Source organism: uncultured Microbacterium sp. (assembly GCF_963521695.1).
Taxonomy (GTDB): domain Bacteria; phylum Actinomycetota; class Actinomycetes; order Actinomycetales; family Microbacteriaceae; genus Microbacterium.
Genome location: NZ_CAUQWC010000074.1, coordinates 1 through 14496, shown reverse-complemented (window position 1 = coordinate 14496; position 14496 = coordinate 1). Strand labels below are relative to the sequence as shown.

The window sequence follows — 14496 nt, the reverse complement described above, 5'->3', positions numbered from 1 at the left end:
GGGTGGTGGGGCGGCGCCGCCGTCGCACTCGCCCGCGCGGGGTGGTGGGGCGGCGCGAGAAACGCGATCCGCGGATGGAAACGCGTTGACAGCGCGTTTCCTCGCGCCAGGAGCGTTTCTCGGCGGTGACGGCGGAGCCGCGGCATCCGGCGCGGGCCCGACGCTGGCACCGGGGCGTCTCTCACGCGAGTCGACAGGGGCGCCGGCGGACCAGCCCGGCCGAGCGCGGACAGGACGATGCCCCTCCCGCGCGCCAAGAACGGGAGGGGCATCGCGTCCGACACTCGCCCCACCGCGCGAAACGGCGGGCGGGGCGAGAGCAGGGGGTCGGCTCAGGACCGCTGCAGGCGGTACCGCAGCGCAGCGAGCTCGGCGCGCAGGGCCGCCGGCAGGTGCGAGCCGAACGTGTCGTAGAACTCCTCGGTCATGTCGGCCTCGGCCAGCCACGACCGGGCGTCGACGGAGAAGAGCTCGGCGAGGTCGGCATCCGGGAGGTCGAGACCCGAGAGGTCGAGGTCCTCGATCTTCGGCAGGCGCCCGATCGGGCTCTCCACCGCGTCGACCTGACCGTCGACACGACGGATGATCCAGTCGATGACGCGGGCGTTGTCGCCGAACCCGGGCCAGAGGAAGCGGCCGTCGTCGCCCTTGCGGAACCAGTTGACCTGGAAGATGCGCGGCGCGCGATCGAAGCGGAGCTTCTGGCCGACCTCCAGCCAGTGGGCGAAGTAGTCGCCCATGTTGTAGCCGCAGAAAGGCAGCATCGCGAAGGGGTCGCGGCGGAGCTCCCCGACCGTTCCCTCCTGGGCGGCGGTCTTCTCGGACGACACCGTCGAGCCGATGAACACGCCGTGCGACCAGTCGGTGGCCTCGACCACCAGCGGCACGTTCGTCGCGCGACGACCGCCGAACAGGATGACATCGAGCGGCACGCCCTCGGGAGCCTCCCAGTCCTCGGCGATCTGCGGGCACTGGGCGGCGCCGACGGTGAACCGCGAGTTGGGGTGAGCGGCCGGACGACCCGAGGCGGGCGTCCAGGCGTTGCCCTCCCAGTCGGTGAGGTGCGGGGGCGCCTCGTCGGTCAGTCCCTCCCACCACACGTCGCCGTCGGGGCGCAGCGCCACGTTCGTGAAGATCGTGTTGCCCCACAGTGTCTCGATCGCGGTGACGTTGGTCGATTCGCCCGTGCCCGGCGCGACACCGAAGAAGCCGGCCTCGGGGTTGATGGCCCACAGGCGTCCGTCTTCACCGGGGCGGATCCAGGTGATGTCGTCGCCGAGGGTCTCGACGCGCCAGCCGGGGATGGTGGGGCGCAGCATCGCGAGGTTGGTCTTGCCGCAGGCCGAGGGGAACGCGGCGGCCACGTGGTACGCCTTGCCCTTCGGGTCGATCACGCGGATGAGCAGCATGTGCTCGGCGAGCCAGCCCTCGTCGCGACCGATGACCGAGGCGATGCGCAGCGCGAAGCACTTCTTGGCCAGGATGGCGTTGCCGCCGTAGCCCGAGCCGAACGACCACACCTCGAGGGTGTCGGGGAAGTGCACGATGTACTTCTCGTCGTTGCACGGCCACGTGACGTCGGCCTCGCCCGGGGCGAGCGGGGCACCGACGGAGTGGACGGTCTTGACCCACGGGGCGCCCTTCGCGATCTGCTCGAGCACCGCCGTTCCGACCCGGGTCATGACCCCGATGGATGCCACGGCGTAGGCGCTGTCGGTGATCTGCACGCCGATGTGGCTGAGGGGGCCGCCGACCGCGCCCATCGAGAAGGGGACGACGTACATCGTGCGCCCGCGCATCGAGCCCTCGAAGACGCCGTCGAGCGTCTCGCGGATCTCGGCGGGGGCGATCCAGTTGTTCGTGGGGCCGGCATCCTCTTCGCTCTCGGAGGCGATGTAGGTGCGCGACTCGAGGCGGGCGACGTCGCCGGGGTGCGAGCGGGCCAGGTACGAACCGGGCCGCCACTCGGGGTTGAGCTTGATGAGCTTGCCCTCGTCGACCATGTCGCGCAGCAGCGCGTCGTTCTCTGCGGGCGAGCCGTCGACCCAGTGGATGCGGTCGGGCTGGGTGAGGGCGGCGACCTGGTCGACCCACGCGCTCAGCGCGGCGAGACCCGGGCCCTCCACGGCCGGACGCACGCCGTGACCGGGACGGGCGGCGCGGGCGGCGGCGGCAGCGGGCGCGGCAGTGCGGGAGCTGGAGCTGAAGATGTCGGCGAGAGCCATGTCGTTCTCCTCGGTTGAGAGCAAACTCGGTGTCGTTCCTCCATGTTGAGGCCCTCGCAACCCGACTTTCGGTGATCGACCAGTGTAAGAATGCGAATTCTTTCGATATGGTCAAGGAATGGCGTCGTCCTTCGAACTCACCACCCTGGGTCACCGCATCCGTCATCATCGTCTGGCCCGCGGCCTGACGCTCGATGAACTGGGAGCGCTCGTCGGCGTGGCGGGCAGTCAACTGAGCCTCATCGAGAACGGCAAGCGCGAGCCCAAGCTCTCGCTCCTGCAGGAGATCGCGCGCGCGACCGAGACCGAGGTCACCGAGCTGCTCTCGAACGAGCCGCCGAACCGCCGCGCCGCTCTGGAGATCGAGCTCGACCGGGCGCAGGGCAGCCCGTTCTTCCGACAGCTCGGCATCCCCCCCGTCAAGGTGAGCAAAGGCACCAGCGACGACACGATCGAGGCCGTACTGGGGCTGCACCGAGAGCTGCAGCGGCGCGAGCGCGCGACCATCGCGAGCCCCGAAGAGGCGCGCCGTGCCAACACCGAACTGCGCCTGCGCATGCGCGAGACGGCGAATCATCTGCCCGAGATCGAGAGCCTCGCCGAGAAGCAGCTCAAGGCCGCGGGGCACGCGACCGGCGCCCTCACCCACCGCACGGTCAGCATCATGGCCGAACAGCTCGGATTCGAGCTCATCTACGTCAACGACCTGCCGCATTCGGCGCGCTCGGTCACCGACCTCGAGCACGGTCGCATCTATCTCCCCCCGGCATCCATCCCCGGCGGGCACGGCCTGCGCTCGATGGCCCTGCAGGCGATGGCCCACCGCCTGCTCGGGCACCGCCCGCCCACCGACTACGCCGACTTCCTGCAGCAGCGCCTCGAGATCAACTACTACGCCGCGTGCTGCCTCATGCCCGAGACCAGCTCCGTCGCCTTCCTGACGCAGGCGAAGAAAGACCGCAACCTCGCCGTCGAGGATTTCCGCGATGCGTTCGGCGTGACCCACGAAGCCGCGGCGATGCGCATGACCAACCTCATGACGACCCACCTCGGCGTGCACCTGCACTTCCTCCGCGTCGACGGCGACGGCGCCATCTCGCGCGTGTACGAGAACGACGGGCTACCGCTGCCGACCGATGTCACGGGGTCGGTGGAGGGGCAGGTCGTGTGCAAGAAGTTCTCGGCGCGCGCCGCTTTCGCCGAGCACAACCGCACGACCGAGCACTACCAGTACACCGACACCCCCGCCGGCACCTTCTGGTGCTCCTCGCAGACGGGCACCACCAGCGACGGCGACTTCTCGATCACCGTGGGCGTGCCCTTCGACGATGCGCGGTGGTTCCGCGGCCGCGAGACCTCGAAGCGCGGGATCTCGCACTGCCCCGACGAGTCGTGCTGCCGACGCCCCGACACCGAGGCCGCGGAACGCTGGCAGGGCAAGGCATGGCCGAGTGCCCGCGTGCACCGGTACATGTTCTCGCCTCTTCCGCGCGGGATGTTCCCCGGCGTCGACGACGCGGAGGTCTTCGCGTTCCTCGACCGGCACGCCGACGGCTGAGGGGCGCAAGCGCCCGACCAGCCGCCTCGCTCACGCGAGACGTCGCCGCGCGAGACGGAGCGGTCGCGCCGCGGGGCTGCGGGACGGCCACCGGATGCCACGGACCGTGCCGTCAGAGGATCGTCGTGCCCGGGGCCCGTCGGACAAGGTGATGCCACGGCCATCCGTTCTCCCGGGACGACGAAACGAAAACGACACACGACGGGACAATTCACGAAAAGTAAAACATTTACGTTTAAGGGACACCCACCCACACGGAGGCTCCCGAATGTCACACCTTCGCACCGACCTGTTCACCGCCCCTCCCGCAGCAATGCACGCCGTCACGGCTCCCGCCGCGCGCCGCCGCCGCCGGCGCACCACCGCTGCCGCTGCCGCCGTCGGCGCTCTGCTCCTCGCCCTCACCGTCACCGGCTGCGCCTCCCCCGCCGCCTCGTCGCCCAGTGACGGTCCCACCTCGCTCGGCACCGCCAGCGTCGCCCTCAGCTGGATCAAGAACTACGAATTCGCGGGGTACTACTTCGCGGAGGAGAACGGGGCCTACACCGACGCCGGGTTCGACGAGGTCGACCTCATCGCCGGCGGCGGCAACACGAACTCCTGGGACCTCGTCCTCTCGGGCCAGGCGCAGATCGGCCTGGCGTCCGACCTCACCGGCATCACCGGCGCCATCAACGACGGCGCCGGACTGAAGATCATCGGCGCGCAGTTCGTGAAGAACCCCGTCGGCTTCGTCTCGCTCGCGGGCAACCCCATCCGCACGGTCGCCGACCTGAAGGGCAAGCGCATCGGCGTCGACGCCGGCGGAAAGCTCGCCGTCGAAGCCGTCCTGAAGGCGAACGACCTACCCGCCGACACGGTCCAGTTCGTCTCGGTGCCCAGCGGCGTCGACCCGCTGATGAACGGCGAGGTCGACGCTCTCATCGGCTTCCTGACCAACTACCCGATCGCCGTCAAGAACGCCGGCGGCGACGTGGTGACCATGTCGTTCGCCGACGCCAATTACGCCCAGTTCGGCGACGCCGTGGTGGTCAGTGAGAAAGCGCTGGCCGAGAACCGCGACGCGCTGAAGGCGATCATGAAGGCCAGCATCATCGGCTGGAACACCGCCCTCACCGAGGGCGCCGACTCGATCGCCGACATCGCCATGACCTACGGCGGCGCGGACAACGGGCTCGACCGACAGCTGCAGGTCGACTCCGCGAGCGTACTGCCCTCCTTCATGCTCACCCCCGACACGGTGACCAACGGCATCTTCACGCTCACGCCCGACCTCGTCGACCAGGCCGTGTCCTCGCTCGCCGCGGCGGGCATCACGGCCGACCCGGACATGTTCGACACGTCGCTGCTCGACGAGGTGTACGCCGAGAACCCCGAACTCATCCCCGGGTTCACCGTCCCGGCATCCTGATCCCTTCCTCCACCGCCCCGACACGAGAGGACGCCACGACATGACGTCGATACCCGCACGTGGCGTCCTCTTCGGCGCCGCCGGTCTCGCCGTGCTGGCGATGGCCTGGCACATCGTCGCCGTGACCGTCTACCAGCGCCCCAACGGCAGTCCCGGTCCGGTGCCGCCCCCTCTCCCGGTCCTCGTGCGCGCGGCCACCGGATTGGGTGACGGAGCCTATGAAGAAGGCGTGGCCGCGACCGCGGGAGCCGCCCTGATCGGCTACGGCGTTGCCGTCGTGATCGCGCTGGGGCTCGGCATCCTGGTCATGATGGCCCCGCCCCTGGGCCCCTTCGCCTCCCAACTGGGAGTGGTGGCCGCGTGCGCTCCCGCAGCCGCCATCGCGCCCATCGTGGTGCTGCTCAGTCCGTCGGGCAGCCGTGCCGTGAGTGTCGTGCTGGCGATGCTCGCCGTGCTGTTCCCCCTCGTGGTCGGGGTGCTTCTGGGACTGCGCTCGGCCGCCCCGGCGCAGCTCGATCTCGTGCACGCCTACGGAGGCACCGCGTGGACGGCCATCCGCAAGGTGCGGGTGATCTCCGCGATCCCCGCGCTGCTCGCCGCCCTCAAGCTCGCCGCCCCCGCCGCCTTCCTCGGCGCCATGACCGGCGAATTCTTCACCGTCGGCGTCGACGAAGGGGCCGGCCGACTCCTCATCTCGCAGCAGTACGTCGGCGACTACACCGGCATGTGGGCGATCGCCCTGCTCGCGACGGTCGTCTCGGCCCTCGGGTACGGCGCGATCGCGCTGCTCGGACGCGTTCTCGCGCCGTGGACCACTCACACGGGGGGCACCCGATGACGCGCATGTCCTCCCGGCTCACGACGACCCTGTGCACGCTCGCCACGGCGGCCGTGCTGCTGATCGGCTGGCAGCTGGCGATCACCCTCTCGGGGCTCTCGCCCTACCTCGCGAAGACGCCGCTGGACGTGTGGGGGTACCTCTTCGTCGACGGGGCCGGCAATCCGGCCGGCGCCGCTGAACGCCGCGCAGCCCTCGCCCCGATGATCGGCGTCACCCTGATGCACAGTGCCGTCGGGCTCCTCCTCGGCGTCAGCACCGGGTTCGTCGGGGCGGTCGCGCTGACCGTGTCGCGGGCGTTGCGCTCGATCTTCCTGCCGCTGGCCCTGCTGCTGCAGACCGTGCCCCTCATCGCCATGGCCCCCGTCATCTACGCCGTCTTCGGTTCCGGCATCCTCACCGCCGCCGTCGTGGCCGCGGTCGTGACCTTCTTCCCCCTGCTGATGAACATCGGGGCAGGCCTCACCTCGTCGACGCCGGAGACGGCCGACCTCGTGCGTGCCTACGGCGGCGGCCGATGGACCCTGCTGCGGTTCGTGCAGCTGCCGGCATCCCTTCCGTCGTTGTTCGCCGGTCTCAAGCTGGCCGCCCCCGCGACCGTGTCGGCGGCCACCCTGTATGAGTTCCTGTTCTCGTTCGAAGGGCTCGGGGCGAACCTGCTCACCAGCAAGTCGTACTCCGACTACGGGCTGCTGTGGACGCTCGTCGTCGTCACGGTGCTCCTCTCGCTCGCCGCCTACGGACTCGTCGTCGCGGCCGAAACGCTTCTGCTCGCCGGTCGTTTCCCGCCGCGCGATTCGACCCTCGCTCAGAAAGGCCCCGCATGACCGCGTCCGGCGTCCACGTCCGTGCTCTCACGCGCCATTTCGCCACCCGCGGCGAGACGGTCGTCGCCGTCGACGGGGTCGACCTCGACACTCCGCGCGGGTCGTTCCTGTCGCTCCTCGGCCCCTCCGGCTGCGGCAAATCCACCGTGCTGCGCATGCTCGCCGGCCTGGACACCCCCACCTCGGGCACAGCGACGGTCAACGATCTCGCCCCCGCCGCCCTCCGCGGGAAGCACGCGTACGGCATCGCCTTCCAAGACCACGCACTGCTGCCGTGGCGGACGGTCGAGCGCAACATCGCGTTCCCGTTCGAGATCGCGGGGCTCCCCGTCGACCACGACTGGGTGGGCGAGCTACTGCGCCTCGTGCGCCTGGAACAGTTCGCCAAGGCCCGACCGTGGCAGTTGTCGGGCGGCATGCGCCAACGCGTGGCCATCGCCCGCGCGCTGGCCCTCCGGCCCAACGTGCTCTTCCTCGACGAACCGTTCGGAGCGCTCGACGACGTCACCCGCCAACGTCTGAACGTCGAGCTCCAGCGCTTGTGGAGCGAGCAGCAGGCGACGACCGTCATGGTCACGCACGGCGTCCAGGAGGCCATCTTCCTCAGCGACAAGGTCGCCGTGATGAGCCCTCGTCCGGGGCGCATCAAAGAAGTCATCGACGTCGACCTCCCGCGGCCGCGCACCCTCGAAATGACGACGTCGCCCGAATTCCACGCCTACGTCGACCGCGCCAGCGCGCTCCTGTTCCACTGATCCCCCCGAAAGGCCCACCCTCATGACCGAACTCACTGCCGTCGCCGCCACGCACACCGCTCCCGATCTGGATGCCGCGGAGGAGGGGATCCGCATGTACATGCGAGCGATCGGCCTCGACACCGAGCACCCCACCCTCATCGACACCCCCCGGCGCGTCGCGCACGCCGGTCTCGACCTCTTCTCGGGAATGGGAGGCGACCCGCATCGCGCGCTGGGCGGCGGTGAGCCCATCGAGGGCGTGTACCCCGGGGCGGTCGCGGTGCAGGACATCCCCTACTCCTCGATGTGCGAGCACCACCTGCTGCCCTTCCAGGGAGTGGTGTCGGTGGTGTACCTGCCCGATCGGGCGCTCGCCGGCATCGGCGACTTCGACGCGATGCTGCGGGTGCTCGCGGCCCGACCGCAGATGCAGGAGCGCCTGGCCGACCAGATCGCCGAGGTCGTCTCCGAGACACTCGACGCGAAGGGCGTGCTGGTGCGCCTCACCGCACAGCACGCCTGCATGTGGGCGCGCGGGGAGCGGACCGTCGGCTCGACCGCGTTCTCCCTCGCGGGGCGCGGCGTGTACGAGACCGATCCGGCGGCGCGAGCAGAGGCGCGAGTGCTGCTCGGACTGCACTGAGATGACGAGCTCCATCGAGGTGACGGAGGTCGCCGCGCGGGCCGGGGTGGCCCTGGTCCCGATCGGGGCCACCGAGCAACACGGTGCGCACCTGCCCGTGACCACCGACACGGCCATCGCGGCCGCTTTCGCCGCGGAGGCCGGCGCTCGGGTGACCGGCGAGGTGGCCACGTGGGTGCTTCCGGCGCTGCCGTTCGGCTTCTCGCCCGAGCACGCGGGACGCGCCGGCACGATCGGCCTGTCGGCGGAGACGCTGCTCGCCCTCGTCGACGACATCGGCCGCGGCGTCGCCGCCAGCGGCATCCGTCGTCTGCTGTTCGTCAACGGACACGGTGGCAATCCCGAACTGCTGCACGTCGCGTGCCGGCAGTTGCGCGAGCGGCGGGGGCTCGCGGCGTTCGCGGTGCACGTGCCCGGGCTGGCGCTGCCTCCCGAGCTGGCCGAGGGCGTGACCACGGGCGATCTCGACGCGCACGCCGGCCACTACGAGACGAGCCTGTTGCTCGCGCTGGACCCGGGCGCCGTCGACATGGATGCCGCCCGCGCCGACGGTCTCGAGAGGGTCAGGGCCCGCGCGGCCTCCCCCACCCGGCCGTTCGGCGCCGTCAGCGTGCCCTGGCACGTCGACGATCGGTCTGCGTCGGGCGTGATCGGTGATCCGAGCACGGCCGACGCCGCGTGGGGGGGGCGCGGCGGGGGCCGGCCGGCCGAACGCGCGTTCGCCACGCAGGCCGCCGCCCTCGCCGACATCGTCCGCGCCGTCGCTGCGCACCCCCTTCCGCCCGAGTGGGTACACTCGCGGCGGGGGGATGCCGAATGACCGACGGTCCGGGACGGACACCGACCCTCCAAGAGGTGGCGACGGAGGCGAAAGTCAGCCTCGCCACCGCCAGCAACGCCCTCACCGGCAACCGAGGGGTGAGCCCGAAGCTGCGCGACCGGGTGCTGGACGCCGCTCAGCGGGTCGGGTACCCCCGGGCGTCCGGGCGCCGGCGCACCGATCGCACGACCGTCGGGATCGTCCTGCCCGACGTGCGGCATCCGGCGTACGCCGAACTCGCGCACGCGTTCGAGCGCGAGGGCGCGCAGCGCGACTGGGCGCTCGTGCTCGCCGGGTCCGATTACGAGCCAGACAACGAGCTCGAAGCGCTCGAGAACCTCGTGCGCAGCACGGACGGCGTGCTGCTGTCGCCCTCGCGCCCCCCGCGCTCGGGGGTGCATCGGCTGCGGGCGAGCCCCGTGCCGATCGTCGCCTGCGACGAACCCGCGGACTCCGCCCTCATCGGCGGGTGGGTGCGCTCCGACAACTTCGGCGGCGGACGTGTCGCCGCGCATCACCTGGTGGATGCCGGCGGCACCCGCTTCGCCATGCTGGGCGGCGAGGGCTATCTGCCGTCGACGAAAGAACGGCGCGAGGGGTTCCTCACCGGACTCGCCGACCGCGGCGTCCCCGCGGCCGAGGTGCTGATCGTCGGCGAGAACTACGGCATGGACGGCGGTCAGAGCGCCATGGCGGAACTCCTCGAGACCGACGCCGAGGTCGACGCCGTCTTCGCGGTGAGCGACCTGCACGCCGTCGGCGCGTTCTTCCGTGCCCTGCAAGAGGGGCGGTCCGTACCGGGCGATCTGCTGCTGTGCGGCTTCGACGGAGTGGCCTGGACGCGACAGATCTCGCCCACGATCACCACGGTGCGTCAGGACTGGGGCAAGATCGCCGCACGCGCGATGGACATGCTCGACACCCTCATGGCGGGCGGCGACGGAGACCGCGCAGTGATCCCCGTCGAACTCGTCCCGGGCGAGTCGACGCAGCGCTGACGACGGATGCCACGCGTCGCGTGCTCGGCCGGCGGCGGACACCACGCAGGACTTCTGCGGTCCCTGCGCTCCCGTGGCCCGACTTATCGACGTCCCATCGCCGAACCTCCTGCCTTGTGTCCACACAGGCCGGGGGAACGACGGATGCCACGACCCCGCCCCTCCGAAGAGGATGGGGTCGTGGCATCCGTCGTCTCAGGCGTAGGGGTTCGCCGTGAGGGTGTACTTCGTCTGCAGGTACTCGTGGATGCCCTCGTCGCCGCCCTCCCGTCCCAGACCCGACTGCTTCCAGCCGCCGAAGGGTGCCGCGGCATTGGAGACCACGCCGACGTTGAGGCCCATCATGCCGGTCTCGAGCTTGTCGATCATGCGCTGTCCGCGTGCGAACGACTCGGTGAAGACGTAGGAGACGAGGCCGTACTCGGTGTCGTTGGCCAGGCGGACCGCGTCGTCCTCATCATCGAAGGGGACGATGGCGAGCACGGGTCCGAAGATCTCCTCGCGCAGGATGTCGCTGCCCGGTTTGACGTCTGCGACGACCGTCGGCTCGAAGAAGGTGCCGGGACCGTCGACGGGCGAGCCACCGGTGGTGACGGTGGCGCCGCGGTCGACGGCATCCCCCACCAGGGTCTTCGCCTTGTCGACCGCGCGGTCGTCGATGAGGGGCCCGATCTGCACGCCCTCCTCGGTACCGCGGCCGACCTTCATCGCCTTCACGCGCTCCGTGACGCGCTCGGTGAAGTCCTCGACGACGCTGCGCTGCACGAGGAAACGGTTGGCCGCGGTGCAGGCCTGGCCGATGTTGCGGAACTTCGCGAGCATCGCCCCCTCGACCGCCTTGTCGAGGTCGGCATCCTCGAACACGACGAACGGGGCGTTGCCGCCGAGCTCCATCGACGTGCGGAGCACGCCGGGCGCCGCCTGCTGCAGCAGCTTCACACCGACCGGAGTGGAGCCGGTGAACGACAGCTTGCGCAGGCGCGGGTCGGAGATGATGCGCTCCGACACCGGCCCGGTGCTGGTCGTGGTGACGACGTTGACGACACCGGCGGGGACACCGGCGTCCTGCAGGATCTGCGCGAAGAAGAGCGTCGTGAGGGGCGTGAGGGTCGCGGGCTTGATCACCACCGTGCAGCCCGCGGCGAGCGCGGGGGCGATCTTGCGGGTGGCCATGGCGAGGGGGAAGTTCCACGGGGTGATGAGGTAGCAGGGGCCCACGGGGTGATGCGAGACGATCATGCGACCAGTGCCCTCGGGGTTCGCGCCGTAGCGGCCCTGGGTGTGCGCGGTGACCTCGCTGAACCAGCGCAGGAACTCCCCGCCGTACGCGACCTCGCCACGCGCCTCGACGAGGGGCTTGCCCATCTCGAGCGTCATGAGCAGCGCGACGTCCTCCTTGCGCTCCTGCAGCAGGTCGAAGGCGCGGCGGAGGATCTCGGCACGCTCCCGAGCCGGGGTCGCTGCCCATGACGGGAACGCCTCGGCAGCGGCATCCATCGCCGCGACGCCGTCGTCGACCGTGGCGTCGGCGATCTCGTGGATGACGTCACCGGTGGCGGGGTCGTTCACGGCGACGGTCTTGCCGCCGGTCGCCTCTCGCCACTCGCCGTTGATCAAGAGGCCGGTGGGTACGGATGCCAGCAGCTCGCTCTCGCGCGAATCGGTCATGGGTCCTCCTGGATCGGGGCGGGGTTCCCGCCAATTCTCGTCAGCCCGCGTGGCGGAGCCGATATACGTGGTGTACAAACGGGTCGCCGTGCTGGCCGTCGTGGCCGGTGGGGAGCGGATCGCCTTTACGGGCATCTCCGGCGCGGCCGGGGTGCACGGCTTCCGCATGCATAAACGCTTTCCGCACGCATAAACGCGCTGCGCCCGCGTTTATACGCGCCGATCGCGTTTATGCGTGGGACGGGGCGGATGCCCCGACCCTCGTCCGCCCGAATCGCGCCCAGCCCGGCGCCGGGGCGACCATCAGGCATAAACGCCTTCCGCGCGCATAAACGCGCTGCGCCCGCGTTTATGCGCGCCGATCGCGTTTATGCGTGGGACGGGGCGGATGCCGCAACCGGCGAGGCCATCACCCCGACGAGGAAGCGCCGGAGCTCCTCCGGGGCGGTGAGCGGCAGCACGTGCGCCACGTACTGGTCGGGGCGCACGAGCACCACGGCTCCCTCGGCGCCGATGCCGCGCTCGGTGAAGATGTCGGCGCTCGTCCACGCCGAGGGGGCGGCGGCGAACACCTTCTCGAGGTCGGTCAGGCCGAGGGGCCCCGAGCGCGGCCGGTACAGCGTCGGCACCTCGACCACGTCCTCCCACCGGCCGGGGAACACCGCCTTCACGTCGAACACGGCGTCGAGGTCGGCGCCGTCGGGCGTGAAGCGCTCCACGATCGGGCGCGCAGCCTCGGCCCATTCCCGCAGCGCCGAGCCGTCGGCATCCGCGAAGGCGTAGATCCGCCAGCGCCCATCGGCCTTCGCGTGATGGCCGAGGTGTACGGCGTTGCCGTCGCACACCCGCACGACCTCGACGCTCTTGAAGCGCCTTCCGACGGGAAATCCGGATGCCAGGTCCTGCGCCGGCGCCTCGGCGGTGATCGTCGAGGAGGCGTAGTGCGTCATGAAGCCCGAGGGGAACTCGGCCGTGGCCAGGTAGTAGGTCGACAGCTCCGCGGGGTCGGTGATCTCGCCGGGCTTTCGCGCCATGAGCGACGACCACTCGCGGTCGAAGTCGATGAGCTGCTGGGCGACGGGCCGGCGCTCCCGGTCGTAGGTGCGCAGCAGGTCCGCCGGCGCGAGCCCGGTGAGCACGTGGCCCAGCTTCCAGCCGAGGTTGAAGCCGTCCTGCATCGAGACGTTCATCCCCTGCCCCGCTTTGGCGCTGTGCGTGTGGCAGGCGTCACCGGTGAGGAACACGCGCGGGTGATCGAGATCGTCGACGAACTGGTCGGTCACCCGGTGACCCACCTCGTAGACGCTGTGCCACGCGACCTGTTTCACGTCGATGGAGTACGGGTGAAGGATCTCGTTCGCCCGACGGATGACCTCGTCGATCGGGGTCTGCCGCACGCGGTGGTTGTCGCCTTCGGCGACCTCGCCGAGGTCGATGTACATGCGGCTGAGGTAGCCGCCCTCGCGCGGGATGTGCAGGATGTTCCCGGCGGCGGCATTGATCGCGCACTTGATGCGCCAGTCGGGGAAGTCGGTCTCCACCAGCACGTCCATGACGCCCCACGCGTGGCGCGCGGCGGCTCCGACGTGCGTCCGGCCGATCGCCTGACGCACACCGCTGCGCGCGCCGTCGCACCCGGCGACGTATTTCGCACGGATCGTCCGCTCACCCTCGGCCGTGCGCACGCGGACCTCGACGTCGTCGGCGCCCACCTCGAGGCCCAGGAACTCCACGCCGTAGTCGGGCACGATGCGCGCGGGGCCGTGGGCTGCGGCCTCGGCGAAGTAGTCGAGTACCCGGGCCTGGTTGACGATGAGGTGCGGGAACTCGCTGATCTTGTAGCCGTAGTCCTCGGTGCGGGTCGTGCGGACGATCCGCTCGGGATCCTCGGGGTCGGGGGCCCAGAAGTTCATCCAGCCGATGTTGTACGCCTCGGCCGTGATGCGGTCGGCGAACCCGAACGCCTGGAAGGTCTCGACGCTGCGGGGTTGGATGCCGTCGGCCTGGCCGAGGGCGAGACGGCCCTCGCGCTTCTCGATGAGACGCGTCGTGAGCTGGGGGAACTGCGACATCTGTGCAGCGAGAAGCATGCCGGCTGGCCCCGAGCCGACGATGAGCACGTCGACCTCGTCGGGCAGACGGTCAGGACGATCGAGACCCGTGCCGGCCGCGTTCTGCACGCGCGGGTCGCCCGAGACGTAACCGTGGTGGTGGAACTGCATCGTCTCTCCTGACGTCGATGTCGGGTTGCGGTCCAGCACACATACGTTCTATATTCGAACACAGTGTTCTGCTACCGAACGAGAGAGTAGCCCGATCCATGCCCGCACGGCAAGACGCCTCCCCCGCCTCGCAGACGCTGAGTCGCGGCATCCGCCTGCTCGAAGAGCTCGCCGATGCCCGGACCCCCCTGACCATCGACGAGCTGGCGGCCCGCGTCGAACTGCACCGCTCGGTCGCCTACCGACTCCTCCGCACCCTCGAAGACCACGGTCTCGTCACCAGGGATGCCGCGGGCGCGGTGCGTCTCGGGACGGGCCTGGCCGCCCTCGCCGCGGGAGTCGCCGCCGACCTGCAGGCCGAGGCGCTGCCCGAACTCACCGCCGCCGCGAACGACCTCGGCATGACGTGCTTCCTCGTCGTGCTCGATCACGACGAATGCGTCACCCTCGCCAGCGTTGAGCCGCGCCACGCGGTCACCGCCGTCGCGCAGCGGCCGGGGTCGCGGCATCCGGTCACCCGGGGTGCTCCCGGACGCGCGATCCTCGAGC

At 70.4% G+C, this 14496-nt stretch carries 12 protein-coding genes; 9 read left to right on the top strand and 3 right to left on the bottom strand.

The features are described 5' to 3' along the window. Positions 1 to 332 precede the first annotated feature (332 nt). Entirely contained in the window at positions 333 to 2225 is a 1893-nt protein-coding gene (locus RWP81_RS07615) for a phosphoenolpyruvate carboxykinase (GTP) (protein WP_314454350.1), read from the bottom strand. Positions 2226 to 2343: 118 nt separating this feature from the next. Between RWP81_RS07615 and RWP81_RS07610 the strand changes: the two genes are divergently transcribed. The 8 genes from RWP81_RS07610 to RWP81_RS07575 all read left to right on the top strand — a co-directional run bounded on the left by RWP81_RS07610 (position 2344) and on the right by RWP81_RS07575 (position 10057). After that, positions 2344 to 3783: an XRE family transcriptional regulator gene (locus RWP81_RS07610; protein WP_055958643.1), complete on the top strand. Its 1440-nt coding sequence runs from the start codon at positions 2344 to 2346 to the stop codon at positions 3781 to 3783. Between the two features lie 268 nt (positions 3784 to 4051). Then, entirely contained in the window at positions 4052 to 5194 is a 1143-nt protein-coding gene (locus tag RWP81_RS07605; protein WP_314454346.1) for an ABC transporter substrate-binding protein, read from the top strand. Positions 5195 to 5234: 40 nt separating this feature from the next. Then, on the top strand, positions 5235 to 6032 hold the full coding sequence (locus RWP81_RS07600) for an ABC transporter permease subunit (protein ID WP_314454343.1): 798 nt from the start codon (positions 5235 to 5237) through the stop codon (positions 6030 to 6032). Between the two features lie 5 nt (positions 6033 to 6037). Beyond that, positions 6038 to 6859, top strand: coding sequence for an ABC transporter permease subunit (locus RWP81_RS07595; RefSeq protein ID WP_314454340.1), 822 nt, complete (start codon positions 6038 to 6040; stop codon positions 6857 to 6859). Continuing rightward, positions 6856 to 7614, top strand: coding sequence for an ABC transporter ATP-binding protein (locus RWP81_RS07590; protein ID WP_055958655.1), 759 nt, complete (start codon positions 6856 to 6858; stop codon positions 7612 to 7614). The genes RWP81_RS07595 and RWP81_RS07590 overlap by 4 nt, the downstream gene beginning before the upstream one ends. 22 nt (positions 7615 to 7636) lie before the next feature. Beyond that, complete coding sequence (gene folE, locus RWP81_RS07585) at positions 7637 to 8239, top strand: GTP cyclohydrolase I FolE (protein WP_314454335.1); 603 nt, start codon at positions 7637 to 7639, stop codon at positions 8237 to 8239. Position 8240: 1 nt separating this feature from the next. Beyond that, complete coding sequence (locus tag RWP81_RS07580) at positions 8241 to 9059, top strand: creatininase family protein (protein WP_314454332.1); 819 nt, start codon at positions 8241 to 8243, stop codon at positions 9057 to 9059. After that, the gene (locus RWP81_RS07575) at positions 9056 to 10057 is read left to right on the top strand and encodes a LacI family DNA-binding transcriptional regulator (protein WP_055958665.1); all 1002 of its coding nucleotides are present in this window, start codon (positions 9056 to 9058) and stop codon (positions 10055 to 10057) included. Before RWP81_RS07580 ends, RWP81_RS07575 begins: the two co-directional genes overlap by 4 nt. 195 nt (positions 10058 to 10252) lie before the next feature. On the opposite strand, the gene RWP81_RS07570 is transcribed toward RWP81_RS07575, so the two are convergent. Continuing rightward, positions 10253 to 11725 carry an NAD-dependent succinate-semialdehyde dehydrogenase gene (locus RWP81_RS07570; protein ID WP_314454328.1) on the bottom strand — a complete coding sequence of 491 codons (1473 nt, stop codon included), beginning with the start codon at positions 11723 to 11725 and terminating at the stop codon, positions 10253 to 10255. Between the two features lie 368 nt (positions 11726 to 12093). Continuing rightward, positions 12094 to 13947: an FAD-dependent monooxygenase gene (locus RWP81_RS07565; protein WP_314454353.1), complete on the bottom strand. Its 1854-nt coding sequence runs from the start codon at positions 13945 to 13947 to the stop codon at positions 12094 to 12096. A 98-nt stretch (positions 13948 to 14045) separates the two neighbouring features. Here RWP81_RS07565 and RWP81_RS07560 point away from each other — a divergent pair. After that, positions 14046 to 14496, top strand: a 451-nt coding sequence (locus RWP81_RS07560; RefSeq protein ID WP_314454324.1) for a helix-turn-helix domain-containing protein, incomplete at its 3' end; no start/stop codon positions are given.